The sequence below is a fragment of the Anatilimnocola aquadivae genome, assembly GCF_049819085.1.
GTDB lineage: Bacteria > Planctomycetota > Planctomycetia > Pirellulales > Pirellulaceae > Anatilimnocola.
Genome location: NZ_CP187419.1, coordinates 3668416 through 3694876, shown reverse-complemented (window position 1 = coordinate 3694876; position 26461 = coordinate 3668416). Strand labels below are relative to the sequence as shown.

Genomic DNA, 26461 nt, shown 5'->3' with positions numbered 1-26461 from the left:
TTTCGGCCATCGCGCTCGATGCCGCTGCTTGGTTCTTACGCAATCCAAGCGTGGCAACTGCTCCGAGATTGGGCAGCTGCACTGATTTTCGTATGACCGTTTTGGTCGAGTGGCAGCAAAATTCAGCGGCTTAGAAATTCCACTGATACTGCATGTAGAAGAAGTTCGCGTTCGACGAGAACCCGGGCGGCGTGTTGGCGTAGTACTGACCGGCCCAGAAGTGCGAGTAGCCGAACAACAGGTCCATGCGGGCGTTGATCGCGTACGTCGCCGTGATGTCGAGTTCGTGACCCAAGTCGCGGCTGGCAGGAGCATTCGCCGGGTTGAACGGAGTCATGTTGACGTTGTAGGGCGTGTCGTTGGCATTCTGCAGAAAGAAGTAGTAGTACCATACGAGCACTTTCCACTTTTCGTGCGGCTGGCAGGTGAACTGCACGTTCGGCGTCTCGATGTTGCTGCGGCCGAACAAGTCCATGAAGCCGAGATACTTGTGAGCCAGCGGGAACAAGTGGTTGAAGCCCTGGCCAGCGCCACGGACGTCGCCACCTTCGGCCCAGTCGTAGTAGGCCATGACTTGTGGCTTCCAGCAGTGCTCAGACCACTTTTTACCGTAGCCAACGGTCCAGAACGCAGCGTCGTGCGCATTGCCCGCGGTGTTTTGACCGAATTGAATACCCCCTTCGAGTTCCCACAGCCAATCGCACTCGGTCCCTAACCAGCGACCACCCATCGTGGTGTACTGAAAGTTGTTGAACCCCAAAGAGTTGTTGAACTGCAACGCGTAGAGGTCAATTGTCTGGTCTTTAATAGCCTTGTAAGTCGCCCATCCACCGAAGAATTCTTGTTCGTCAATGGCGGAATCAAAACGAATGGGGTGCACAGCCACGGGTTCAGTAAAGAACACGTCGAGGTTCCAATCGGCATCGGTCCACATGAACTTGATGCCCTCGAAGGTCCGGCGAGTATTCGCCCAGTCGAGGGGTGAGATCAATCGTTCGCTGCCGTAGAGCAGTTCCTGGCGACCAACACGGCCGGTGAGTGAACCGCCGCAGCAGTTCTCGTACAGTTTGTAGTCAACGAACAGGTTGAGCATGTCGGAGCGATTCACTTCAATCGCCCGCTGCGGAAAGTTCTCGTGGTTGCTTTCGGCATCAATGTATTCGCCGTAGAAACGAAGGCGATCGCCAATCTTCAAGTTCGCAAACAACCGCGTGCGATGAAGCAGAAAGTCGTCATCGTTGCCGGTGAGACCGAGGCCACGGATGTTGTTCTCGTGCTGATATCGAGCGCGGTACTGGCCGCCGATATCGAGCATCGAGTCGCAGCCCAGCGGGATCTGTTTGAAGTCGTCGCCCGGGTACCAGTCGTTGTACAGTGGGTTGTTGATGTAAGCGAACTTGTTGTTGTAGAAGACTGGAGCGTAGGCAGTTGCCACAGCCTTCTTCAGATCCGCTGCTTTCTTTTTTGCGTCGGCCGCCGCTGCCTTCTTTTGGCATTCCGGGCAATTGCAGGCGGGGGCTGCAATGGAGGCAGCATCGGCACTCAGCGAAACCGGGAACTCGCCGTCGTCGGATGAGATCTCGATCTCTGCTTCCGGCAGATGGTTCTCGGTGACGGGGAAAGTTTCGGCTTGCAACTGGGCGGTGACGCCGAGCAAGCAGAAAGCAGAAGCCCAAAGGGCAAGGCGGCGCATGCGAGCGTTCATACAAACTCACTAGGAGTTTAGGGGTAGTGACAGGTGGAACGCTCTCCGCCGAGAGAGATGCCGGCAAACTGCCCCAGAACGAATTGGGTTTTGCCGGCTATAGCAGAGAATCGGGCCCGCTCATCGAAAAATCCACGATCGTGCGATCTCCAAGCCTAGCCAACGCAGTCGCCAAGGTTTAACGCGCCGGCAGACACAATCGAGCGAGCAAATGGTTTCCTCGCGTCCCCAGGTGGTTCCGGCGACACCACTCTTGCTGACGCAGTCGGGCCACGCTCCTAAGCAACCGTGCTGCACAGTTTTGCAGCAGTCGCTGTTAACCTCACGACGGGTTGAGGAATCTTATTTCGCGCAACTGGTTACAGCGAAAGGGCCTGCGGATTGATTGCTGGCATCCTTCGGGCGGCCGCACAACCTTTGGCACAGCGGTCGCAAATTATGCAGTGGGCGGACACGGGCGAGCACAGGGAAGCCACAACGGTGCTCGCAATACTCAGTCGAACTTTAGATGGAACCAAAAGACTCTACGATGCACTCCGCCTCCAAGCTAAAAAAGTCTTCACTCGATCGCCGCTCGTTCCTGCTCGCAACAGCTGGTGCCTCGGGCGCAGCAATATTGGCAGGCTGCGGTACGTCGACCACAGCGAGTTCTGTCGCGCCGGGCACTGTTCCCGCGGGTGCGACCGCTGGCGATACGCCTGAACAAAGCAAGCTGAAGGTCGGCATCATTGCCCTCACCGACTGCTCGCCCTTCGTGATTGCCAAAGAGAAGGGCTTCTTTGCGAAGTACGGCATCGACGCCACGATCAGCAAAGGTGCCAGTTGGGCTGCCATTCGCGATTCACTTTCGAACGGTGATATTCAAGCGACGCACCTTCTGTTTGGAATGCCCTTCGCCTCGACGATGGGTTTACTCGGTGCTCCCAAGCGGCCGGTAATCGCTCCCTGGATCGTCAATCGCAATGGTCAGGCAATCACGCTCAAAGCTGATCTGAAGGGAAAGGTTCAAGACGACCCCAAGGCCCTCAAGCCCTTGGTGGACGCGGCAAAGTCGGCCGGCTCGCCGATGACGTTCGCGATGACCTTCCCGCCCGGCACGCATGCCATGTGGATGCGCTATTACCTGGCCGCCGGTGGCATTCATCCCGACACCGACGTTGCCTTGGCAACGGTGCCGCCGCCACAAATGGTCGCGAACATGAAGATCGGCAAAATGGACGGCTTCTGCGTGGGTGAGCCTTGGAATGCCCGCGCGATTGCCGACGGAATCGGCTTCACTTCGATTACAACGCAGGAGATGTGGAAGGATCATCCAGAAAAAGTCTGTGCCTTCACGGAAGACTTCGCGGAGAAGAATCCCAAAACGGTAAAGGCCTTCCTGAAAGCCCTCCACGAAGCGAGCGTTTGGCTCGACGACATGGGCAATCGGCCCGAACAGGCAAAGATCGTTTCTGCCCCGACCTACATCAACTGTGCCCAAGACATCATTCTCGGCCGGATGCAAGGCAAAGTCGATTACGGCGATGGTCGTAAGAACGACGAACTGCCCTACATGATTTTCCACGATCGCAACTGCAACTATCCACAGGCGAAGTACGGCCTCTGGTGGCTGTCGCAGTTCCGACGTTGGGGCATGGTGGAAGGTGCTCCCGATTACGAAGGAACTGTGAAGCGCGTTCTGCGCAGTGATATCTACGAAGAAGCGATGAAAGAGATCAGCTACGAGCATGGCGGTGCGAATAGCGATCCAGAAACTCTGTTCGATGGCGTGAAGTTCGATCCGGCTGATCCGGAAGGCTACGCCAAATCGTTCGCCATCAACAATCTGAAGGGTTAGTTCGCAAACCTGCGAGAAGGATTCCGCCATGTCCGAGAAACGATTTCCATTCGACTATGTCATTCTGCCCGTTGCAGCCATTGCAGTTTGCGTAGTGATCTGGATGGTCATGAGTGCCACGATCACTCCGAATTTGCCCTCGCCTGGCAAGACTTGGGAAATGAGCAAGCCCTATTTGGCGGCTCCCTTCGAGAAGCGGGGCGAACTCGACCAGGGGATTTTGCGATTTACCTGGTACTCGCTGATTCTCGTTGCCAAGGGCTATTTCCTGGCAATTCTGGTCGGCACGCCGCTGGGTTTCATCCTGGGCGGCTCAAAGATGTTTGCTCGCGCTTTTGATCCGATCGTGCAAATCCTCAAGCCAGTTTCGCCACTCGCCTGGTTACCGCTGGGGCTCGTGCTGTTTGGCAGATCGGAACCGGCGGCCATCTTCACTATCGCCATGTGTTCGATGTGGCCGACGGTGCTTAACACCGCCGTGGGTGTGCGAGCGATTCCGCAAGACTACCTCAATGTGGGAAAGGTTTTGCGGCTCTCGAAGTGGACGATGCTTTGGAAAGTGCTGCTGCCGGCCACTCTCCCTTACATGTTCACAGGCTTTCGCTTGAGCCTGGGGATTGCCTGGTTGGCAATTGTCGCTGCCGAGATGCTCACCGGCGTTCCTGGCGTCGGTGGGTTCTTGTGGCAGGAATACAACAGCCTGATTTATGAACACATCATCCTGTGCATTCTCACGATTGGGTTCGTCGGCTACATCATGGATCGCATGATGAGCATGGTCGAGCAACGGCTGAAATGGTCAACCACCTAGCCGCCAACGACGACACAAACGCCAACATCACTCCGTGAGACTTCCAAATATGTCCTTCCTGTCTTTGAAGAACGTCAACAAATCGTTTGGACCTAGCAATCGTCGCAACGATGTGCTGGCTAATATCAATCTGCAGGTGGAGCGAGGCGAGTTTGTCGCCATCCTCGGCTACTCAGGTTCCGGCAAGACGACGCTGATCTCGCTGATTGCGGGCTTACAGCAGCCAGATCGCGGCGAAGTCGAAGTGAACGGCCAGCGCGTTACCGGCCCAGGTGCGGATCGGGGCGTGGTGTTTCAAAACTACTCGCTGCTGCCTTGGCTCTCGGTGTTCGACAACATTCGGCTCGGTGTGGACCAATCGCATCCGACTTGGAATGCCGAGCAAAAGAAGAAACACGTCGAACGCTACTTGGCAATGGTCAACCTCTCCGCCGCCGCTGCCAAGAAGCCGCAGCAACTCTCTGGCGGCATGAAACAACGTGTCGCAGTCGCCCGAGCACTCGCCATGAGCCCTGAAATCTTGCTTCTGGACGAGCCTTTGGCCGCACTCGACGCGCTGACTCGCGCCACGCTGCAAGACGAGATTGAGCGAATTTGGGAGCAAGAGCGCAAGACTGTCGTCCTGATCACCAATCATGTCGACGAAGCGCTTTTGCTCGCCGATCGCATTGTGCCCCTGACCGCTGGTCCGAAAGCAACCCTTGGCCCTTCCTTTGTTGTTGATATCCCTCGCCCCCGCGATCGCAAAGCGCTCAATCACGATCGTCGGTTTCAACAACTCCGCAGTGAAGTCAACGACTACCTGCGCAGCGTGAAGGCCAAGACGGAAGAAGACGCCGCCCGCACGGCTGCTGCCTTCGAGATTCCCGAGCCGATCGATCTTCCGCCGCGACGCAAAGCATGGCCAGCTTGGTCATGGAGTGCGCTCACAGGACGGGCGTAACACCACAACGAGACACATCGAAACTCTCCGCCGAGAGTTGCGCTGGTTGGCAGGGACTGCCAGGCGGTCCAACCGGAGCAGCCCCTGCCACCAGTCGTATTAGATTCAGCAGACTTAAGGAACGAAGAACATGGCCGGTTATGTGGAACTCTTTCGCGTGGGGAAGTCTTACCCCGCGAAGAACGGCCCGGCGGTGATCGTGCGCGACTTCTCGCTCAACATTGAGCAAGGAGAGTTCATCGCGCTGATTGGCCACTCGGGCTGTGGCAAGAGCACCGTGCTTAGCATGCTCGCTGGCCTCAGTGAGTGCTCTACCGGTGCGATCGTCGTGGCCAATCGCGAAATCGATGGCCCCGGTCCCGATCGCGGTGTGGTATTTCAATCGCCTTGCTTGCTCCCTTGGCTTACGGCTCTGGAAAACGTGCAGCTTGGTGTCGATCGCGTTTATCCCCATATCTCGCGTGCTCAGCGGCGCGAAATCGCCGCTCACCATTTGCAACTCGTCGGCCTGGGCCAATCGCTCGAACGAAAGGCCTCGGAACTGTCACAAGGAATGCAGCAGCGAGTGGGCATTGCCCGGGCTTTTGCCATCTCCCCCAAGATGCTGCTTCTCGACGAACCGTTCGGCATGCTCGATTCTCTAACGCGAATGGACTTGCAAGAAGTCCTCGCCGATCTGCTTGAGCGCGATCGCAAAACCAGCCTGATGGTGACGCACGATGTGGACGAAGCCCTGCTGATGGCTGATCGCATCGTGATGATGACCAGCGGACCGGCCGCGACCATCGGCGAGATCATCGAAGTTCCGTTTGCTCGCCCGCGCAATCGCACGGCAGTTCTGAATCACCCCGACTACTACCCGTTGCGTGAACGCCTGATTGGCTTTCTCGAGGATCAAGGTCACTCGCCGGGAGTCAAAGCCGAAAAGCCTGCGGAAGACTCGCCAGCCATCGTCCGCATCGATGCGGCCGCAGACGAAACCAACCAACCCAATCTCGCGCAGGAGACCGCTCGGCTAGCTCGCCGCGCCTAAGCAATGACGACTGTTACTGGACTACCGATGTACCAACCGGCCAAGCCGCCGCTGCTCATTGAGCAGTTGCTGGCCGAGCAGCAGGCCATGCCTGCGGTGCAACGGTTCGCACAGTGGCACGACGAGCATCAGTCCTACTCCACGCAGGCCCACATCGCCTATCGCAGCCTTATTCCTCTCTCTGCTCCGCAGCCGGGCGAACAGTATGCCTTTGAAGTCGACCTGGACGCTTGTTCTGGCTGCAAAGCCTGCGTCACGGCTTGCCACAGCTTGAATGGTCTGGAAGAACACGAGACTTGGCGCGACGTCGGCCTGCTGGTCAGCAGCGATGAACGTCCTTCGCTCCAGTACGTCACCTCAGCCTGCCATCACTGTGTCGAGCCTGCTTGCCTCGCGGGTTGCCCGGTGAAGGCGTACGACAAAGACCCCGCAACCGGCATTGTCCGACATCTAGACGACCAATGCATTGGCTGCCAGTACTGCGTGCTGATGTGCCCCTACGACGTTCCCAAATACAGCCACTCCAAAGGGATCGTGCGGAAGTGTGATATGTGCCGACAAAGATTGGCTGTCGATGAAGCTCCCGCTTGCGTCGCCGCTTGTCCCAATCAGGCAATTCGCATCACGATTGTGAACCAGGCTGAAGCGATCGCGGCCGCTAAGTCGGGCGAGTTTCTCGCCGACGCTCCCGATCCTCGCCAGACAGTTCCGACGACTCGCTTCGTCTCGCAAACGGCTCACACGACCTGGCAAGCCGCCGATGCGACTTTCGTCAAACCGGCTCACGCGCATTGGCCACTCGTCGTGATGCTCGTCCTCACGCAAGCTTCGGTGGGTGTGCTGCTCGCTGAGCGAGTTTTGGCAGTCGCAGGAAACACAACAGCATCGTTGCCACTCCTCATCGTAGCTTTGATCCTCGGTGCCGCCGGTGGACAAGCGGCTGCGTTCCATCTGGGGCGCCCCTTCGGCGCATGGCGCGCTTGGCTCGGTTTACGAACCAGTTGGCTCAGCCGTGAGATCGTCGTGTTCGGTGCCTACAGCGCGATGCTGGGTGCTACGGCTTCGCTGGCTCTGGCCATCAACCTACGACTCGTCAGCAGTGACTCTGCCGTCGCATGGATGATGCCAATCCTCAGTTGGTGCTCGCTCATCCTAGGAGCCTGCGGTGTATTCTCCTCGGCGATGATCTACGCGGTAACCTGCCGACCAACCTGGAACTTGGCCCGCGGTGGCGGAAAATTTCTGTTGACCTCTCTACTGTTTTCCGCCATCGCCGTGGCCTGTTTCATCAGCCTACTGTGGCCGCTCGCGATGTTCATCGCCGCCATCAAGTTGCTTTACGAGGGTTTCTGCTCGTGGCACTCGATTGATAAATACGGAAGAGTCAGCGGCGGGATCAATCAACTAACCAACGCGGCCCGTTTGCTGCGAGGTCCGCTGGAACGGCTTCAAACCGTGCGCAACTTAATCGGCATGCTATCAGGAGTACTGATGGTGTTTGCGGCTGCGGTGACTATAAGCAACGCAGCCGCTTCGTTGCAGTGGACGGCAATCGGCATCGTTGTGTCCAGCGCCCTCGCGAGTGAGTTGATTGAACGGACTTTATTCTTTACGGCAATTGTCTCTCCCAAGATGCCAGGAGGGGTTGCGACGTGAACGCGAAAACAAATCATCTGCTGCGGCAATGGGATGGTCCGCTCACGCGCGACCTCGTTCTCTCGCCCGGCGAGTTCGGTCTGGGCCATCTGCCGGAGAAGCTCGTCCCCAATCAAACCACGCGCACGGTCTGCGGCTATTGCTCCACCGGTTGCGGCCTGCAAGTTCACCTGCGAGATGGTGTGGCGATCAATCTATCGCCAGCCAGCGACTATCCGGTCAATCTCGGCATGGCGTGTTCCAAGGGCTGGGAAGCACTGAGCGTACTCAACTCGGCCGATCGCGCGACGGATCCTCTGCTGCGGGATGAACGCGGGCAGCTGCAACGCGTGAGTTGGGACGCGGCGCTTAAAACCTTCTGTAGCCGCTTTCAGTCGATCATGACCGAACACGGTCCCGGCTCGGTTGCCTTTTTGAGCACGGGGCAGATTCCGACGGAAGAGATGGTGCTCCTCGGTATCCTTGCCCGCTTTGGCATGGGCTTTTTGCACGGAGATAGCAACACTCGGCAATGCATGGCGACTTCTGCCGTTGCCTATAAGCAGTCGCTGGGCTTCGATGCTCCGCCTTATACCTACGCTGACTTTGAAGAGTCCGACCTATTGATTTTTGTCGGTGCCAATCCGTGCGTTGGTCATCCGATTCTGTGGGAGCGAGTGCTCCGTAATCGCCGAGGTGGCAAGATTGTTGTGATCGATCCGCGCCACACGGAAACGGCTCAAGCAGCCGACTTGCACTTGCCGCTGCAACCGAAATCGGATCTCGCGCTACTCTATGGTCTGGCCAACTTGCTCATCCAGCGCGGCGCGGTCAAGCAAGACTACATCGATGCTCACACCACGGGCTTTGCTGAGTTCAAGCAATTCGTCGCAGCGTGGTCGCTAGAGCGGATCCTTGCCGAGACGGGATTGCGCAAGCACGAGATTGAGCAACTCGTCGAGATGATCGTCGCCGCGGAGCGAACGTCGTTCTGGTGGACGATGGGCGTGAACCAAAGCTACCAGGGTGTACGCACCGCCCAGGGTTTAATCAATCTGGCCCTGATGACCGGCAACTTCGGTCGCCCTGGTACGGGTGCCAACTCGATCACCGGCCAGTGCAATGCGATGGGTTCGCGACTGTTCAGTAACACCAGCATGCTCATCGGTGCGCGTGATTTCGGCAAGCCTGAACATCGGCAGCAAGTTGCCGAAATCGTCGGCATCAATGACGCGCAGATACCGCGAGAGAGCGGCTATGCGTACGACCAGATTCTGGATGCTGTCAAACGCGGCGAGATTTGCGGACTGTGGATCATTGCCACCAATACTGCCCACTCTTGGTTGCAGCGCGAGGAAACTCGCGAGGTTCTGAGTAAGCTCGAGTTTCTCGTCGTACAGGACATGTATCACACGACGGATACCGCCCAGCAGGCCCATCTGGTGTTGCCTGCCGCGGGTTGGGGCGAGAAGGAAGGAACCTTCATTAACAGCGAGCGTCGCATCGGCCTGCTGAAGAAGGTCGCTCGTGCTCCGGGGCAGGCTCTGGCCGATTCGATGATTTTTCGTTTGATTGCCCACTACTGGGGCTGCGGCGAGTTGCTCGACAAGTACGATCATCCCGAGAAGGTTTTTCAGCTGATGCAGCAGTTGTCGAAGGACATGCCATTCGACATCACGGGCATCAATGGCTATGACATGCTCGAGCGCTACGGCGGCATTCAGTGGCCACTGCCAGCCAGGAGTGAAGCTCCCGCTCCCGAGCGTCGCCTGTTTGCCGACGGCAAGTTCTGCCACCCCGATGGCCGCGCCAAGTTCCTCTTCGATGAACCTCGCCCCATGCCCGAGCCGTCCAGCGAGCAGTATCCGCTTATCATGCTCACGGGACGCGGCACGGTGTCGCAGTGGCATACGCAAACCCGGACAGGCAAGTCGGCTGTGCTGCGGAAACTGTATCCGGCTGGTGCCTACGTCGAGATTCACCCGCGCGACGCACGCGAGCGGGGCATCGATTCACTCGAACGTGTGGAAGTGACGAGTCCGCGTGGCCGTGTGGTCGTCAAGGCGATGATCACGCCAACGGTTGGTCGTGGCCAAGTCTTTATGCCCATGCACTATGCCGAAACGAACGTGCTCACGCTGCCTCATTTCGATCCGCACTCGCGGCAGCCTTCGTACAAGGACTGTGCAGTTCAAATCCGTCGGCTTCCGCAGGAGAATCGCTGATGAGCGACAACAACACCGGCTTCAGTGTCGAGCAGCAGCAGTACCTGCAAGGTTTTTATGCAGGCTGCGAAGCACTCAAGACAAGCAACGGTTTGCCGACATTCGCCGGCACGCTTGGCATTTCTTCGGCACCCACTGCCGATAACTGCCCCGCTGATGCTCGCCGCTTGCACGCAGCAGCGCAAGATCAGGCACTCGCCAAAGGCCAGAAGCTCTCGCCCGAAGAGCAAGCCAAGCGAGCCAAAGATCCGTTTCAAATGTGGGACGAGATCACGGCCAATGCAGCGGCTGGGAAGTACCCCAAGGGAACCGACATTTTTCTGTACAAATACCACGGGCTGTTCTTCGTGGCGCCGGCGCAGAATTCGTTCATGTGCCGCCTGCGATTTGCCGGCGGTATGACGAACTCGCATCAAATGCGCGGTGTTGCTGATTTGGCGGAGCAGTTCGGCGGTGGTTACGTCGATGCCACGACTCGTTCGAACTTGCAGATTCGTGAGATCAAGGCCGAACACACGACGGAGATCATTAACGGCCTGATCGATTTGGGAATTGTGGCTCGCGGTTCCGGTGCCGACAACATTCGCAACATCACAGCCACGCCGACGGCAGGGATCGATCCTCTCGAACTGTTCGACGTGCGGCAACTGTGCCGCGACATGAATCACTATATTTTGCAGCATCCCGAAATGTACGGGTTGCCGCGCAAGTTCAACATTGCCTTCGATGGTGGCGGCACAATCACCGCGCTTGCCGACACCAACGACATCGGATTCTTTGCTGTACGCGTGCCGGAAGGACGGAGCCAACCGGCGGGTATTTATTTTCGCTTGGAGCTTGGTGGGATCACCGGCCACGGCGATTTTGCACGTGATGCAGGAGTGCTGCTCAAGCCTGAGCAGTGCATTCCTGTCGCGGCTGGGATTCTCAAGGTCTTCTTACGCGAAGGAGATCGGACGGACCGCAAGACGGCTCGGCTGAAATATGTCCTGGAACGATTTGGTCACGCGGGCTATCTGGCGGAAGTCGAAAAGCTATTGCCGCAGCCGTTGACTCGGTTTGCGATCGAAGATTGCGAGCCGCGGGTAAAACCGAATCCGCTGGGTAATTTTGGCGCTCATACCCAGAGACAAGCCGGGTTGAAGTACGTTGGCGTGGTGTTGCCAGTGGGGCGCATTCAATGCGATCAACTCCGCGGGCTGGCTGACATTGCCCAGCGATACGGCAGCGGCACGATTCGCCTGACAGTGTGGCAGAACCTACTCATTTCCGATATTCGCGAAGCTGATGTTCCCGCTGTCGAACACGCCATTGAACAACTCGGCCTGACGACTTCGGTGACGAACATCCGGGCTGGCTTGGTCGCTTGCACAGGTAACGCTGGTTGCCGCTTTGCGGCCGCCAACACCAAGCTGCATGCTAAACAAGTGGCCGCTTATCTCGAAGAGCGACTGGATCTTGACCAACCCATCAATATTCATCTCACCGGTTGCCATCACTCTTGTGCCCAGCACTACATCGGTGACCTTGGCCTACTGGCGACCAAGGTTACCGTCGGAGAAGAGATGGTTGAAGGTTATCACGTGTTTGTCGGTGGCGGTTACGGCGAGAATCGTGAGATTGGCCGCCAGATCGCGACCAGTGTTCCCGCGACGGAGATTCCGCAACTGCTCGAACGCGTGCTTGTTGCCTGGCTCGGCAGCCGAAGCAGCGAGGAAGAATCTTTCCACGAGTGGTCGCGCGCTCAAGCCGTTGAATCTTTAAAGTCCTTCGCACTTGAGCCCCAAGCCGTGGGAGCCCGCTAATGCTGACCAATATTCCCGTCATTCCCGACTCGGCCCCATTCAATCCCCAGCAGCGGGCATGGCTTAACGGTTTCTTTGCCGCCATCCTCAGCGGGCAAGGTCAGCCAGCGATCAACGGGGGCAGTGTTCCCCCTGCGGTGATCGCCCCAGCGGCAGCACCCGTCGAAGAAGACTTTCCCTGGCACGATTCGTCGTTGCCGCTCCCGGAACGATTGTCGCTGGCTGAAGGAAAGCCCGTCGAGCGACAGTTGATGGCTGCCATGGCGCAGCTCGATTGCGGTGCTTGCGGGTACTTGTGCCAGACCTATTCGGAAGCCATCGCCCGCGGCGAAGAGAAGGATCTCACACGTTGCTCGCCTGGCGGCTCCGATACTGCCAAGGCGCTTAAGCAACTCCTGTCAATCAATGGCAGCAAGCCAGCAGTTCCTGCAACCAATGGCCACACGAAGGGAACGAATGGGCATGCCGCTCCTGCTCCGCAAAGATATTCTCGCACCAGTCCCTTCCCCGCGAAACTCATCAGCAACGAACGCTTGACTCACATCGATGCCCCAAAGGACACGCGGCATGTCGTGATCGACCTGCTCGATTCGGGCATCGAGTATCAGCCCGGCGATAGCCTCGGCATCTTGCCGGTGAACTGCCCGGAGTTGGTTAAGGAGGTTTTGCAACAACTGGGTGCCAGTGGCGAAGAAACGGTCATTGGTGGCGACGCCGAAAAGAAGCGATTGGCCGATGTCCTCAAGTTGGAAGTTACTCTGGCGCGTTCGCGACCGGACTTGATCGAGCTGCTTGCCAAACATGCGAAGCTCGACGCCGAACGAACCGAGTTGGAATCTGCTGCCCGCAGCGGCGAGCTCGGCAGCTACGACATTGCCGAGGTGCTGGCCAAGTTTCCCTCCGCACGTCCACCGCTAGAAGACTTTCTCGCTGCACTCGCGCGGTTGCAACCCCGCCTCTACTCGATCTCATCGTCGCAACGAGCGAACCCGCGGCAAGTGACACTCACGGTGGGTGTCGTGAAGTACGAGAGCCAGGGCCGCTGGAAACACGGCGTCGCGTCACACTTCCTGGGAGTTCGTTCACTGCCCGGTGATGAAGTACGCGTGTTCGTGCAGCCTTCGCCCAAGTTCCGCATTCCCAGCGAAGGCACCACGCCGATGATCATGGTCGGCCCTGGTACCGGCATTGCCCCGTTCCGGGCCTTCTTACAAGAGCGTCACGCGCTGGGGCTTAAGGGACCCGCCTGGTTGGTCTTTGGCAATCAGCACTTTGATTACGACTTCCTCTATCGCGACGAACTTTCGCTTTGGCTGGATCAAGGCGTCCTCTCCCGCCTTGATCTGGCTTTTTCGCGAGACCAGGCCGAGAAGCTGTACGTGCAGCACAAGATGCTCGACAATGCCGCCGACATGTGGCAGTGGCTGCAGCAAGGTGCTCACTTCTTCGTTTGTGGCGATGCCAAGAAGATGGCAGCGGATGTCGATCAGGCACTGCAAGCCATCGTGATGACTCAAGGTGGCAAAACAGCCGTGGAGGCCAAGCAATACGTTGCGCAAATGGCGAAGGACAAACGCTATCACAAAGACGTCTATTAATCATTTACAGATGCCTTGGATGATCTTGGTAAACCATCACTCGCCTTGTTAGTTGGGTTAGTGCGTCAGGGTATTTCAAAAAAAATATCTCCGCGCGTTCGAGTCCCAAAGTGCAAAGCTGCGACGTCCTTTGCCTTTCTCGAGGGGCTGATTCGCTACTTGCTGCGCGATTATCTAGGGAAACGAAGTCACCCTAAGTGGCCTGTTCTTGGTGGTAAGGCAGTGGCGTTTTACTCGTTACGATCGCCTACCGTCGGCGTTAATTTCGGAACTCTTTGTCGCACTCTGCGGCAGATTCACTCCAGATCCACCTACCTAAGGCAACAGTGCGAATGCAGGTTCAGGCCCCCTTAGCGGGCCGCCGCACGTTTTCGAGATCGTGTCAAACGATGTACAGCATTGCCGGCTGCTGAAGCTTTGACGTTTACAAAGGCGTGTCTATGCGCGACCACGCCAAACCTCCGATATCACTAGCATGCCAGCATGCGATTTGGACGTCGCAATCCGGGACCGATCACTGGCAACTCACTGGACGGGGACATCTCGATGAAGACCAACGGAATGGTCGTGCGCAACTGCTTTGCGCTCGCGTCAATAATTGTCTTGATGGCCTCTGCGCGCTTGTTGCCTGCTGACGAATTGCAGCCACCCGAACCAACTTTTGTCGCACCTGCGCCGCTCTACGACGAACTTGCCGAAGATGGCTATCAGTATGTGTTTATCGAGCGTGTTCCGTCCTGGTTTACCGCGATTGAAATGACCTGCCTCGCGGCGGACATTCGCACCGGCGGTGTCGCGAACCTATCATTCGACGATTCGGGAACTGTGGGTACCGATGTCACCCTACGCGGTGCGCGGGGAGTGAACGATTTTGGATTTGCTCCGCGGATTGTAGTCGGCAGATCATTCGGTCCGGACTGGGGAATTCAAGCTCGCTATTGGCACTTGACTGAGCAAGCCAACCGTAACCCGGAACGGCCTGATGTTCCCCAACTTCCGACCTTTGGTACTTACTACGATCAGGGGCGGGCGGAAATGTTCGCGATCGACTTAGAGGGTATTCGCACGTTCCGCACGGGAGCATGGACCATTGATGCCACGTTGGGCTTGCGTCATGGGTACATGCGGGCTGATGGCACTATGCACGCGTTTGGTGTAGTCACGACAGGCAACTTTGTGAACATCATTTTGGCCAGTGGCAGCGATACTCGCGGCACAGGTTACACGGCCAGTTTGATGGGCCGACGAGCGTTTAACGACTCGCCTTTCTCACTTTATCTCGGTGGTCGCGTCAGCCAGGTGTTTGGTGAAAACGACTCTTACGGTCGTTCTGCGGGCACAGTGGCGAGTTCCCCTTCGGCTCCGCTCGTTGGTGCTGCGACGGTTTCTCGCAATAACGCGGTCGGGCATATTACGATCGGTGAAATGCAAGCAGGGTTTCAATACGAGCGGCCGATTTACGATTCGCCGCTCAATTTTTTCTTTCGGGCTGGTGTTGAATACCAGCACTGGGTTGCTGAAGGTCCGCCCGTGGGCGGAGCAGGCTTTGGTGGCACCATTGGAGACCTCACTACCAACTCTTTTGCCAGTGCTAATCTTTCATCAGCTCAGTTGATTGGCGTGACCTTTGGCACCGGTCTAACTTGGTAGTGGACCGGACGGCAACTGGCTGATGTCTCTTTTCGCACCGTCGTTTTGGCGAAGAGGGACGACGATCGTGGCAGCGGGCCTTTGTAATTCGACACCATCAAGTCGATGCAATGCGTCGTTAATCTCACTTGGCACTGCATCGCGAGTCGCTTTGAGTTTGAGCGTTGAACCGTTTCGCTGCACGGTCACTTCAAATTCGGGCCAGGTTGCCGGCACGCTAGGCTGAAGCGTCGTCGAGTCGGCTGTGATCTTCAGCCCCAGCAATTGCTCAACCGCCACGCGGTATAGCCACGCAGCGGACCCGGTGTACCACGTCCAGCCACCTCGGCCGGTGTGCGGTGCAACGCCGTAAACATCCGCCGCAATCACGTACGGTTCCGTTTGATACTTGGCGACATCGGCGGCTGTTTGCGTGTGCAACAGCGGGTTGATCAGGTCGAACAACGACATCGCTTGCTGCGGTTCGCCCAGTTGCGCGAGGGCCTGGATCATCCAAGTGGCCGCGTGTGTGTATTGCCCACCGTTCTCGCGAATGCCGGGCAAATAACCTTTGATGTAGCCAGGGTCCAGGGCGCCATGATCAAAAGGTGGCGAAAAGAGCAGCACTAACTTGGCGTCACGATCAACGAGTCGATCAACAGCAGCCTGCACGCCTTGCCGGCTGCGCTCGAAGTCGGCCTGAGCAAATACTGCCCATGTCTGCGCCAGCGAATCGATCTGGCATTCGTCGTTTTGCTTGGAGCCGAGCGGCGTTCCATCGTCGAAATAGGCCCGGCGATACCATTGCCCATCCCAGGCCTGACCTTCGAGGGCAGCGCGCAGTTGTCGGGCGGTTTCGTCAAACTGCTTCGCTTTGTCAGTGTCTTGCCGCTCGTGCATCAGCGGCAAGAAGTCGTCAAGCAGGACTAGTAGGAACCAGCCCACCCATACGCTCTCGCCCTTGCCACCTTCGCCGACCTTGTTCATGCCGTCGTTCCAGTCGCCACATCCCATCAGCGGCAAACCGTGGGAACCGAATTGCATCCCGCGATCGATGGCGCGCAAGCAATGCTCATAGAGCGACGCATGCTCTTGCGAAACGCGAGGCTGTTCGTAGCGTTCGTGCTCATGAGCCTGAAGCACGGGGGAATCGATAAACGGAATCGACTCATCCAGAACGGAACGATCGCCAGTCACCCGTACGTAGTGACTGACGGCGAGCGGCAACCATAATAGATCGTCCGAGAAGCGAGTGCGCGTTCCTTTGCCGAGCGGCGGATGCCACCAGTGTTGCACATCGCCTTGCTTGTATTGGCGAGCGGCGGCGCGCAGCAGGTGCTCGCGTACAACCTTGGGCCGGCTGTAGACAAGCGCCATCGAATCTTGCAACTGATCGCGAAAGCCGTAAGCGCCGCCCGATTGATAAAAGGCCGAGCGCGCCCACATCCGGCAGCACAGGACTTGATACAAGAGCCAGCGATTGACAAGTAGATCTAGGGCGCGGTTCGGAGTCTTTACCTGAATCGCACCAAGAATCTCATTCCACTCAGCCAGATTGCGATTCGTCGCCTGCTCGACTGTCGCTAGTGTGCTGAATTGCGCTAGCAACTTGCGAGCTTGCGTCACATCTTCGCCCGCGCCCAATAAAAACACAACTTCGGCCGTCTGCTGCGGGCCGATGGTCAGCCGCGATTGCACAACGGCGCAGGGATCGTAGCCAACGCCGACGCGCCTCAGCAGCTTTTTGGTCTGCAGCCCCTCAGGCCTTTCCCACGAACCATGGCGACCGAGAAACTCGGCGCGATCCGTCGTATGACCAATCGTTTCGCCGAGCACCTTCAGAAACGCAACCTGCTGTGGATACTCCGGATGATAGGGATTGCGGCAGAAGATCGCCTGCGTTTGCGGATCGAACTCGCTATTGAGATGCAGGTGCGTTTGCTCGCGAGTGACGCCGAGCACCATCTCGGCAAAGTAAGTGGCGACGAAGGTCTTGGCTTGAGCCGAGCGATTGGTGATCTTCAGCCGGATGAATTTTACGGGCTCGTTGGCATCGACGCTGAGCAGTACTTCTTGGCGTAACTCCGGCGCATGTTGCACGAACCGCGCGAATCCCGCTCCGTAGTGCGCCCAGGACTCACTGCTGCGGCTACCACCGGCCAGCGGCAGCCAACTTTCACCAGTGGCTTCGTCTTGCAAGTACAGCACTTCGCCTGGAGCATCGCCGATTGGGTCATTTGACCAACTGCTGAGTTTGTTCTCGCGGCTGTTGGCAAACCATGTGTAGCCGCCACCGGATTCTGTCACCAAGAAGCCTAGCTGCTCATTCGCAACCACCTGCGACCATGGCATCGGCGGTAAATTTTCGGGCTGCACGCGAATGCGGTACTCTCGGCCATCGTGAGCAAAGCCGCCAATACCGTTCCAGTACTCGAGTGGTTCGGGAGCAGAAGGCGAGTTCACGGGTCGTGCTTTGGGCAAACGATTCGCAATTTCGAGCTTACGCGGCGCAGAGTACGCAGCCAGCTTCATCGCCAGTTGATTCGCGGCGTCGAGTTGCTGCGAAAGTGTTCCCCGCTCGCCGTGCAAGACACAGGCTGCGACCGTTTCGAACAGCGATTGCTCTTCCTGCGGCAGATGGGCACCGCGCAACAAGAATACCCCCGGCTTCTCGGTCGAACTGTTTAGTTCCTGCATCAGCGCGACCATCTGATCTTGCAGCGCATCGATGTAGCTGCCGGGATAATCATTGATGATCACAAGATCGGTCTTGAAGCCGCGTTCTCGCCAGAATCGTTGTGCCAACGCCAAATCGCGCACGAGTGCGACATGCTCGGGTTCCGTCACGCGGGCCAGCAGAATTGGTAAATCGCCCGAAATTCCATGTCGCCACAGGCCGCTTTGACCCAATCGATTCGCTCGCAGCAAATTCTCTTCACCGCGCAGGCTGCGATGGGGATAGAGCAGGTACGACGCGAGCCGCTGGTAGAGATGTACCTGCCCCGGCGACAGATGTTGATGACGCAGTTCCACTTGAGCATAAGCCCAGGCGAGCTCAAACACCCGCTGTACGTTACGCAGTTCGTGATACTGATCGGCGAGCGCCAACGCCTCTTCGCGCGTCGCAGCCACGGCAGTCGAGTAGGCAAGTACGACCGATTCGCCCGGCGGAACATGAATGGTCGCGCGCAGGGAGAAGACCGGGTCTAGCACCGCGCCCACTGTTCCGGCGAGTTGCGGGGATCTTACTGCCTGCGGGTTCGCCACCGAATGACGCCGGCCGAGAAACGCTTGCCGGCTGGTTTCGTGCTGAATGTCGCTCGCACCGTCACTGGGCGTGGCGAGCACGTGTACGGCATAGAGCGCCTTTTGCTGCGCATCGCGAGGTCGTCGCCTCGCTAGAATGGCTGTCTCTTCGCCAATGTATTCCGTTTCGAGAAACAGCTTTTGAAAAGCCGGGTGTGCCAGGTCGGCGGCCGCTGGTGCCAGGGCAATCTCGGCGTAACTGGTCACCTGCATACTCTTCGGCTTGTCGCTGTGATTGGTGATTCGCAGCTGACGCACTTCCGTGTTGTGCTCCGGGGAAACAGCAACTTCGAGCAGCGTTTCCCAGTCTCCCTGGCGACGATGAAACTCGACTTTGTCGATCGCGAAGATGACTTCGTAGTTGTCAGGCTCAACGCACGTAGGCTGATAGGTGGCCGACCACACCTGCTCACTTTCGAGATCGCGCAGGTAGAAGAACTGCCCCCAGGCATCAAGCGTCGCGTCGCTCCGCCAGCGCGTAACATCGAGTTGCTGCGAACGGCTGAAGCCGCCGCCTGCGCTGGAGAGCATCACGCTGTACTTGCCATTCGAGAGGATGTGCGTCCGCGGGTTAGGAGTCTTCACTCCCGTCAGCCGGCGACTCACCAGTTGCTGCTCTTCGTGCTGAACCGCCACGGGTTCGACTTCGTCGGCGTGGGGCTCGAATGGAGTCATCACCGTCGGCACTCGTTCTTGCAACAACAGTTCGGCAGCCCGCGCGAAGGGATGCGCGTTGAATCGTCGCTGGATGCTGTTCTCGCGCAGGACGTTGGCGAGTGCCAGCAGGCCCATGCCTTGATGGTGCGCCATGTAGCAACGGACCACGAGCCGGCGCTTGCCGAACGGCACTCGCTCGGGCGTGTAATCGAGCGCGTCGTAGAAGCCCCAGTAGCCAAGGCCGCCTTCGCCTTCTAATCGATGTAGGTTGGCAACGGCTCCCGCTGGGTCCACCGTAAGTGCCATGAGTGTCGAGTAGGGCGAAACGACAAGATCTTTCGCGAGACCGCGCTTTAGCCCCAGGCCGGGGACACCGAACGAGCGATAGTGATAGTCCGAATTGATCGCTAAAGCGCCGAACGCTGATTCCGAAATGCCCCAAGGAATGTCGTTCTGCCTTCCATACTCCTGCTGACGGAGCACCGCAGCCTGGCAGCTTTGCGTAAGCAACGATCCCTCAAATTGCCGCTGAAAGAGAGGCGGCATGAGGTACTCGAACATGGTGCCGCCCCACGAGAGGAGCGCGAACTTGCCGGAAGCGATGGTGGCATGACGCCCCAGTTGGAACCAGTGCGTCGCTTCCACATCACCCTTGGCAATTGCCAAATAACTGGCCAGCCGTGCTTCCGAACAAAGCATGTCGTAGTGCGAACGGTCGAGGCGACCTTCTTCGACGTTATAGCCAATCGAGAACAGTCGCCGCTGGGGATTGAATAGAAAGCGGAAATCCATCGCGACCGCCATCTCTTCGGCCTGTTTGCCTACCTGTTCCAATCGCTGCTGAAGTTGAGCGGCTGCTTGAGAGCTGCTGGCGATGGAGGTGCTCAGTGCCGCGATGGTTTGCAGTGCAGCAGATTCGGTGGTTGCAAAACGAAGCTTTTCGAGATGCGTCTGAGTCGCTTGTTCGAGCGTCGCGATTTGCGGCAACGTCACCGCGTTGTCGAGAAGCCTTTCAATCTCATCCCAGCTGCTGGCAGCGGGGCCGACCTTGAATTGCAACAAATGGGTGTGACAAGTGGGCTCGGCTAGCGTTGGCAGCCAGGCAAAAAGTGTGGTGACGTCGTCACAAATCCCCTGCAGACGGTTGCGAACGACACGCACCTTGTTACTCAGCGTTCGTGCCCGTTCATCCGAATTGGCTGGAAAGCTGGGCAATTGATGCACAAATTGCTGTAGCAACTGGGCAACCTGATGCCAAGTTTTCAGTTCTCGCGGTTCGCCGGGCAAAAGTGCCTCGAGATCCGACTGCATGCGCCGCATGGACTGCGCAACGGTACGCAGGGGCGGAGAGTCGTCCTCGCCCATCTCTTCATAGGCAGCTTCCAGCAGGTCGAGCGTATCGAGCAGGCCGCGGTAGGTTTCCGCCCGCAGCAGAGGCTCGGTGATGACATCGCGTACACCCGCGTGCATCGTCAGCAAGCACGCTGCCAGGTTACCGCTATCGACGGTGGACACATACCGAGGCGACAGCGGTTGCAACGTCTCGGTGTCATACCAGTTGTAGATGTGTCCGTTGAGCTTTTCGAGCTTCTGCAAACTGGCGAAGTTGTTCTCCCAGGTCTTCACCAGTCCATGGGTACTCAAGTAGCCGAAATCGCGAGCGATGAGCGCGGATAGCAAATAGAGCCCTTCGTTCGTCGGCGACAAGCGATGGGCAATCTTTTCGTGAGGCTCTTCCTGCACATTATCGACGGGCAACCAATGATCACGGTCGCCGACATAGGCTTCAAAAAATGCCCATGTTTGCGATACAATTTCGCGCAGCCAGGCAGCTTGCGTTTCCGAACACTTCGACCGCTCGATGACGATGGGTTGACTGATAGAGAAGGCAATCGCCGGTGCCACGAACCACAAGATTAGGAAAGGAGATGCCGCCAGTAGCGCTGCCCAAGGGAGCGTAAAGGCGACGAGCAGCGCAGCCGCTGGAAGCATCCAAAGTTGCAGCAGGAGCGACCATTTATTGCCGGCAACGCGCATATCGACCGCCGCGGCTGTTTCCCATTCCAGCAGATGTTTGCGTGTAATGAACATGCGAACCAGGGTCCGGGCGATGGCATCCAGCATCGACCAAGCCCGTTGCGGCAAGACCGCTGCAGCTAGTACACATTGCAAGACCGTCTTCAGGATGTCACCGGAGACTGCTCGAATTTGTTCGGAGAATCCCAGCTTCCACGACCAGTTGCGCGCGATCATCGTCAGCTGGGCAAGGAGCGGGAACACAAGTACGACAAACGCGGCGAGGCTCCAGAGCCAAGCACTCTGAGGCGCGACATACCACCCCAACAGCAGACCAGCGAGGAGTGCTGGTGCGATCAGGCTGCGGCGTAGGTTGTCAAACACCTTCCAGCGCGACAGAACTGAAAGCGGATTCTTCTTCCAACCTTCGGCATAGGGGACGTAGGGCAGCAGCCAAGGGAGCAACTGCCAATCGCCACGAACCCAACGATGTGCGCGGCGCGCTTCGGCATCGTAGCGAGTGGGAAAGCCATCGTAGACTTCGATGTTACTCACGAGGCCTACGCGGGCATGACAGCCTTCGATCAAGTCATGGCTGAGAATGGCATTTTCCGGAAACGCGCCGGCCAGAGCGCGCTCGAAAGCTTGCAGATCGTAGATGCCCTTGCCGGTGAAGCTGCCTTCGCCGAACAGGTCTTGGTAGACGTCGGAGGCGGCCGTTACATAGGGATCAACGCCCGGAGTGCCGGCAAAGATCTTGGCAAACCAAGATCGACCAGCGCTAGCGAGATGCACATTCACGCGCGGTTGCAGAATCGTATAGCCCGAAGTAACGCGACCTGCGGAAAACTGCGGTCGATTGAGCGGATGCGCCAAGGTGCCGATCAGCTTGCGCGCTGAGTCGTGAGGCAGTTGAGTATCGGAATCAAGCGTGATGATGAATGGCGTGAACTCTGGCTGATGGAACTTCTCGATCGCTGACAGATCGCCTTCTTGCACAACATACGAGGTGCCTTGCTCGCCATGCAGTAAGCGGCCGAATTCCATCAGCTTGCCACGCTTCCGCTCCCAGCCCATCCACGTTCCCTCGGCAGCGTTCCATTGCCGCTGGCGATGAAAGAGATAGAACGGATAACGGTCGCCTTGGTGGTAGCGCTCGTTTAAACGACGAATGCCGGCAACGGCCCGCTCGACGAGCGGTGCATCCTTCGCTGTTTCTGCTTGCGGAGCATCGGTGAAATCGGTAAGCAACGCGAACATGAGCGCTGCATCGCTATTGGCGAGAAAGTGGCTTTCAAGGCGACTCAGCAATGAGTCGACTTCCTGCGCACTGCTGAGCATCGACGGCACGACAACAATCGTGGGATACTTAAGCGGCACACCTGCTTTAAAGTCAAAACGGGGTAACATCCGCGGCGGAAGAACGTTGGTGACGATTAAATTCGTCACACTCTGTGCGAGTTCGCTGGCGGGTAACAACCAACAGATTGCCAGCACCACGCTGATGACAAGAGGAATACTCAGTGCGTAGCACAGGAGCGCGATCGTGCCGACGCCGAGCAACGTGAAAGCAGTGAGCAGGCCGAAGTAGGTGGCATGCGGTCGCTGCAGCATCGTGTGGCGCACGACGCGATGCCATGGCGGGCGATAACCGATCTGCTCTTCGATCTGTTTGCGACCCTCGTTGATCAGCCAATAGCCAACATGTGTCCGGCGCAATGAATCTTCACTGCCAGTCGTAGCGGCGCTGGCCTGGCTCACCACGAGTTCAGCAATCTGAATATCGGTCTGGCCAGTACGTTTGGCGAGTTCTTCGACCACGTGTCGGTAGTGATCGCGGCTCTCGAAGTGCATCTGCGTGTAAACGCCGGCCGGATCTTGCGCGAGGATCTGTTCTGCACGGTTGACGTGCTCGAAGAACGCCACCCAGTCGAGGCTGGCGATGAGCCTCATGCTGGTGATGACGTTGCCAATCGAGACTTGATTCGCTGCCTGGCGGTGATGCTCGTGATGGATGATCTCCGTCAGGTTCCAGCCAAAATCGGCAACTTGCTTTTCGAGCAAGCGGGCCGCTGGACGATGTTCCACTCCCCGTTCCGGAATTTGCTCGAATAGCTGAATGATGGTTGGGATGCAGCGCGGTTCGGTATGCGATTCGAGCGTGAAGTGCCGCTCAGGTTGCCACTGATCTAACAACTGGCGGGCAGAGTTGCGGCATTCGTAGGTGAGCAACATCTGATCGCAGAGGCGACGCAGATTCTCGATAAGAATCAGGCGCAACATGATCGGTACGGCCCAGACCTCACCAATCGTCAAAGGAGCGACCGTTTGGAATTGCTGGACGCAGCGTTGAATCAGCGATTCGTCGAGCGAGCTATCAGTGTGAATGATCAGCTCGCGCGCGAGCTCGTACACACGCGGATGTCCCGACGTGACTTTCGGCAGTTCGCGATAGAACCCGCGCGGTAAGTCGTCGCGAATCTCGCGCAGCTGTTCTTCGACGACATAGTAGTTATCTAGAATCCATTCCGCTTCAGCGGGGACGACTTCGCCCAACTGCGCAGCCTTGGTGATGATCTTATAAACGCTGGCGATCTGAGTAGCGTTGCTTTCAAACCGAGTCGAGAAGTCTCGATCGCGCTCAAAGTTCTCAGTGGCTAGCTGTAGCTTCTTGGCGAGTTCCGCAAAGTGTGCTTCAAGATGCTCCGCGCTAAAGGCCTCACCGCGTAGGGGAGCTAGCGCAGGCGCGGAAGCCGCGCCCGGAACCGGGCAGGTGGTTGCGGATGTCATTGCTGGTACTCGAGTGGAAGTTCGTCAGCGCACCCGCCTCAGGGAGCGGCGACTACTTTGCGCGTGGGCGGGGCAGGTCGGACTTCTGCCGATTGAAATCGGGAAGCACTCGTGCCTGCAGCTTGCGGTCGACCAATTGCGATGGAGAGAGAGTCGCCCGTGAGTCGGCAATCAGCTCTTCGGTTTGAAAAGCTGCGTCGTCGCGAAGAGGTCGAAATGGATTGCTTCGTTGCAATTCAGTAAGTGTGGGCATGGATGACTCCTAAAGGGGTTTCGGACTGGGCCGCTAAGAGGCAATTACCGTGCCTGATATGCCTGCTGGGCAAACACGCGTTAGAAACCGCTAAGGGCATAGATCAAACCATTGCTAGCGTCGCCATCAATTTAGAAAAAAGCAGCCAAAAATAGTGCGTTCGTCGCAGTCAAGGTGAACGCAGATCGATCATCGCGCTCATTCGCAGAATCGCGACCTCCCGTTAGCCGATCTCGCACTTTTCTGGGAACAGCTGGAACGATGTTTGCTTTGGGAGCCATCTATTTGCATGGAGGCCCCTCCTCTCCGGGTGGTCGAAACGATTGCAATACCACGAGAGGTCGTCGAGTTTTTCTATGGAAAGCAAACAGCGTTCGCTGTCGGAATTGGCATTGCTCGCGCGGCGAGCGACTCAGGTTTGGCCCTTTGTCGCGATTGAAGATCGGCTGACGTTAGGCAGCGCCGCGCTCATCATGGGCGTTACGAGCGCAGCGAATACCGGTGTCGCCATTCTGCTCGGTCGACTTGTCGATCGCATTCAAACGGGCGCGACAGACAAGCTCAGCCACATCGACATGTATTGGGCGGCCGGCTGGATTCTCGGCGGCCTCGCAGCAATCTATTTGTTTCGCGAAGGTTTGAATGTCATCCGCCGCTCGATCGTCGAGAAGAGCGTAGCGCGACTCAATCGCGATATGCAATTGAAACTCGTGGGGCATGCCCTGCGCGGCGATCTCGTTTCGCTCTCGGGCGAGAAGGTTGGCGCGCTGCATGGCAAAATCTTTCGCAGCGTCGATGGGCTCATTCGCTACGTGCGGCTGATGTTCCTCGATTGCTTGCCGGCGTTTTTGACTGGCTTCTTCGCGCTTGCCGCAGCCTTTACTAAGCAGCCTATTGTGGGCCTGATTATGCTCGGAGTCGTTCCGCTGGCTGTGTTTTTGACGGTGCGGCAGCTGAAATCTCAAAAGGGAGTAAGGCTAAGCTTGATGCGCGACTGCGAAGAAATTGACGGCGCTGTTGTCGAGCAACTCAATGGTGCCGAGTACATCCGAGTGGCGCATACCTACAACCAGGAAATGCTCCGGTTGTTCAATCGCGCCGAAAAACGCCGCACCAGCGAAGTGCGCCACCACTTCGAGATGTCGCTGTATGGTTGTGCGAAAGCGCTCAACGAGGGCTTCTTTCACATCATCCTGCTTGGCATGGCAACCTACATGGCAATCAACGGCCAAATCTCGTTTGGCGACGTGCTGACGTTTTCGGTTCTCTATCTAAACGTCATGGCGCCGCTTAACGAAGTGCATCGGGTGCTCGACGAAGGTCACGAAGCGAGCTTGCGAGTCGGCGACTTGCTGCAGATGCTGCATACGCCCATGGACCGCGCGTTCGACACGCCCGACTCCAGTGGCTTGCAACTTGAGTATGGTCAGCCCGCGATTCAGGTCGATAACTTGCTGGTGAAGTACGTCACGCCCGATGGACGCACACGCCGTGCGCTCGATCGCTTGTCGCTGACCGTGAAACACGGCGAGACGATTGGCATCGCCGGCAGGTCGGGCTCGGGCAAGTCGACGTGGATTAAAGTGCTGCTGCGTTTACTTCATCCCGAAGAGGGAACGATCTCGCTGGGGGGCAAGCCGCTCTGCGAGATCAGCCGGATCGAGATCGCGCAGCTGGTGAGCTACGTGGGACAAAATCCGTTCGTTTTCTCGGGCTCGATTTTTGACAACATCGCGTATGGCAATGGCGTAGTGACACTCGACGAAGTACAGCACGCGGCGGAACTCGCGAACTTGCACGAAGAGATCTTGCAAATGCCCGGCGGCTATCAGGCGGAAGTAACCGAGCGCGGGCAGAATCTTTCGGGAGGTCAACGCCAACGATTGGCGATTGCTCGGCTCCTGCTGAAGAACTCGCCGATCCTGATTCTCGACGAAGCCACCAGCGCGCTCGATAACATCAGTGAGCGGCACGTGCAAAACGCCCTGGGGATCACCAACACCCAGCGCACGACGATTATCATTGCCCACCGGCTCACCACGCTGAAGAACTGCGACCGGATCTTTGTGTTTGAAGATGGCCGCATCAGCGCGACCGGTTCCTATGAAGAGCTGGTCGCTCAGAATGGCCTATTCGCGGAGTTGGTGCGGTCCGCCGATGCCGCCCCAGCCACCAACGGAGCAGCAGTAAGACCGCTGGCAACCGCGGGATAGCGAGA

The 26461-nt window shown here is 57.7% G+C and carries 13 protein-coding genes; 10 read left to right on the top strand and 3 right to left on the bottom strand.

The features are described 5' to 3' along the window. Positions 1 to 130: 130 nt before the first annotated feature. Positions 131 to 1705: an alginate export family protein gene (locus NA78x_RS14955; RefSeq protein ID WP_425619252.1), complete on the bottom strand. Its 1575-nt coding sequence runs from the start codon at positions 1703 to 1705 to the stop codon at positions 131 to 133. Positions 1706 to 2234: 529 nt separating this feature from the next. Here NA78x_RS14955 and NA78x_RS14950 point away from each other — a divergent pair. The 9 genes from NA78x_RS14950 to NA78x_RS14910 all read left to right on the top strand — a co-directional run bounded on the left by NA78x_RS14950 (position 2235) and on the right by NA78x_RS14910 (position 15242). Beyond that, positions 2235 to 3542 (top strand): ABC transporter substrate-binding protein, encoded by a 1308-nt coding sequence (locus NA78x_RS14950; protein WP_425619251.1) that lies wholly within the window; start codon positions 2235 to 2237, stop codon positions 3540 to 3542. 28 nt (positions 3543 to 3570) lie between these two features. Beyond that, a complete protein-coding gene (gene ntrB / locus NA78x_RS14945; RefSeq protein ID WP_425619250.1) occupies positions 3571 to 4353 on the top strand; it encodes a nitrate ABC transporter permease in 783 nt (260 codons plus the stop codon). 49 nt (positions 4354 to 4402) lie between these two features. Next, the gene (locus NA78x_RS14940) at positions 4403 to 5296 is read left to right on the top strand and encodes an ABC transporter ATP-binding protein (RefSeq protein ID WP_425619249.1); all 894 of its coding nucleotides are present in this window, start codon (positions 4403 to 4405) and stop codon (positions 5294 to 5296) included. 130 nt (positions 5297 to 5426) lie between these two features. Continuing rightward, entirely contained in the window at positions 5427 to 6329 is a 903-nt protein-coding gene (locus tag NA78x_RS14935; RefSeq protein ID WP_425619248.1) for an ABC transporter ATP-binding protein, read from the top strand. A 3-nt stretch (positions 6330 to 6332) separates the two neighbouring features. Continuing rightward, positions 6333 to 7985 carry a DmsC/YnfH family molybdoenzyme membrane anchor subunit gene (locus NA78x_RS14930; RefSeq protein WP_425619247.1) on the top strand — a complete coding sequence of 551 codons (1653 nt, stop codon included), beginning with the start codon at positions 6333 to 6335 and terminating at the stop codon, positions 7983 to 7985. Beyond that, positions 7982 to 10189, top strand: coding sequence for a molybdopterin oxidoreductase family protein (locus NA78x_RS14925; RefSeq protein ID WP_425619246.1), 2208 nt, complete (start codon positions 7982 to 7984; stop codon positions 10187 to 10189). Before NA78x_RS14930 ends, NA78x_RS14925 begins: the two co-directional genes overlap by 4 nt. Then, positions 10189 to 11994 carry a NirA family protein gene (locus NA78x_RS14920; RefSeq protein WP_425619245.1) on the top strand — a complete coding sequence of 602 codons (1806 nt, stop codon included), beginning with the start codon at positions 10189 to 10191 and terminating at the stop codon, positions 11992 to 11994. The genes NA78x_RS14925 and NA78x_RS14920 overlap by 1 nt, the downstream gene beginning before the upstream one ends. Continuing rightward, a complete protein-coding gene (locus NA78x_RS14915) occupies positions 11994 to 13592 on the top strand; it encodes a sulfite reductase subunit alpha (RefSeq protein ID WP_425619244.1) in 1599 nt (532 codons plus the stop codon). The genes NA78x_RS14920 and NA78x_RS14915 overlap by 1 nt, the downstream gene beginning before the upstream one ends. Positions 13593 to 14075: 483 nt before the next feature. Then, complete coding sequence (locus NA78x_RS14910) at positions 14076 to 15242, top strand: hypothetical protein (RefSeq protein WP_425619243.1); 1167 nt, start codon at positions 14076 to 14078, stop codon at positions 15240 to 15242. Here NA78x_RS14910 and NA78x_RS14905 read toward each other — a convergent pair. Beyond that, positions 15231 to 23990, bottom strand: a complete 8760-nt coding sequence (locus NA78x_RS14905) for a GH36-type glycosyl hydrolase domain-containing protein (RefSeq protein WP_425619242.1) — start codon at positions 23988 to 23990, stop codon at positions 15231 to 15233. The genes NA78x_RS14910 and NA78x_RS14905 overlap by 12 nt on opposite strands. A 52-nt stretch (positions 23991 to 24042) precedes the next feature. After that, positions 24043 to 24243 (bottom strand): hypothetical protein, encoded by a 201-nt coding sequence (locus NA78x_RS14900; protein ID WP_425619241.1) that lies wholly within the window; start codon positions 24241 to 24243, stop codon positions 24043 to 24045. A 356-nt stretch (positions 24244 to 24599) separates the two neighbouring features. Between NA78x_RS14900 and NA78x_RS14895 the strand changes: the two genes are divergently transcribed. Continuing rightward, entirely contained in the window at positions 24600 to 26456 is a 1857-nt protein-coding gene (locus NA78x_RS14895) for an ABC transporter ATP-binding protein (protein WP_425619240.1), read from the top strand. The last annotated feature ends 5 nt before the right edge of the window (positions 26457 to 26461 follow it).

Excerpts from the sequence above, each read along its gene's own strand:
- NA78x_RS14895 (WP_425619240.1), top strand. The coding sequence starts at position 24,600 with ATGGAAAGCAAACAGCGTTCGCTGTCGGAATTGGCATTGCTCGCGCGG.
- NA78x_RS14950 (WP_425619251.1), top strand. The coding sequence starts at position 2,235 with ATGCACTCCGCCTCCAAGCTAAAAAAGTCTTCACTCGATCGCCGCTCG.
- NA78x_RS14920 (WP_425619245.1), top strand. The coding sequence starts at position 10,189 with ATGAGCGACAACAACACCGGCTTCAGTGTCGAGCAGCAGCAGTACCTG.
- NA78x_RS14955 (WP_425619252.1), bottom strand. The coding sequence starts at position 1,705 with ATGAACGCTCGCATGCGCCGCCTTGCCCTTTGGGCTTCTGCTTTCTGC.
- NA78x_RS14935 (WP_425619248.1), top strand. The coding sequence starts at position 5,427 with ATGGCCGGTTATGTGGAACTCTTTCGCGTGGGGAAGTCTTACCCCGCG.
- ntrB (WP_425619250.1), top strand. The coding sequence starts at position 3,571 with ATGTCCGAGAAACGATTTCCATTCGACTATGTCATTCTGCCCGTTGCA.
- NA78x_RS14930 (WP_425619247.1), top strand. The coding sequence starts at position 6,333 with ATGACGACTGTTACTGGACTACCGATGTACCAACCGGCCAAGCCGCCG.
- NA78x_RS14915 (WP_425619244.1), top strand. The coding sequence starts at position 11,994 with ATGCTGACCAATATTCCCGTCATTCCCGACTCGGCCCCATTCAATCCC.
- NA78x_RS14905 (WP_425619242.1), bottom strand. The coding sequence starts at position 23,990 with ATGACATCCGCAACCACCTGCCCGGTTCCGGGCGCGGCTTCCGCGCCT.
- NA78x_RS14910 (WP_425619243.1), top strand. The coding sequence starts at position 14,076 with ATGCGATTTGGACGTCGCAATCCGGGACCGATCACTGGCAACTCACTG.
- NA78x_RS14900 (WP_425619241.1), bottom strand. The coding sequence starts at position 24,243 with ATGCCCACACTTACTGAATTGCAACGAAGCAATCCATTTCGACCTCTT.
- NA78x_RS14940 (WP_425619249.1), top strand. The coding sequence starts at position 4,403 with ATGTCCTTCCTGTCTTTGAAGAACGTCAACAAATCGTTTGGACCTAGC.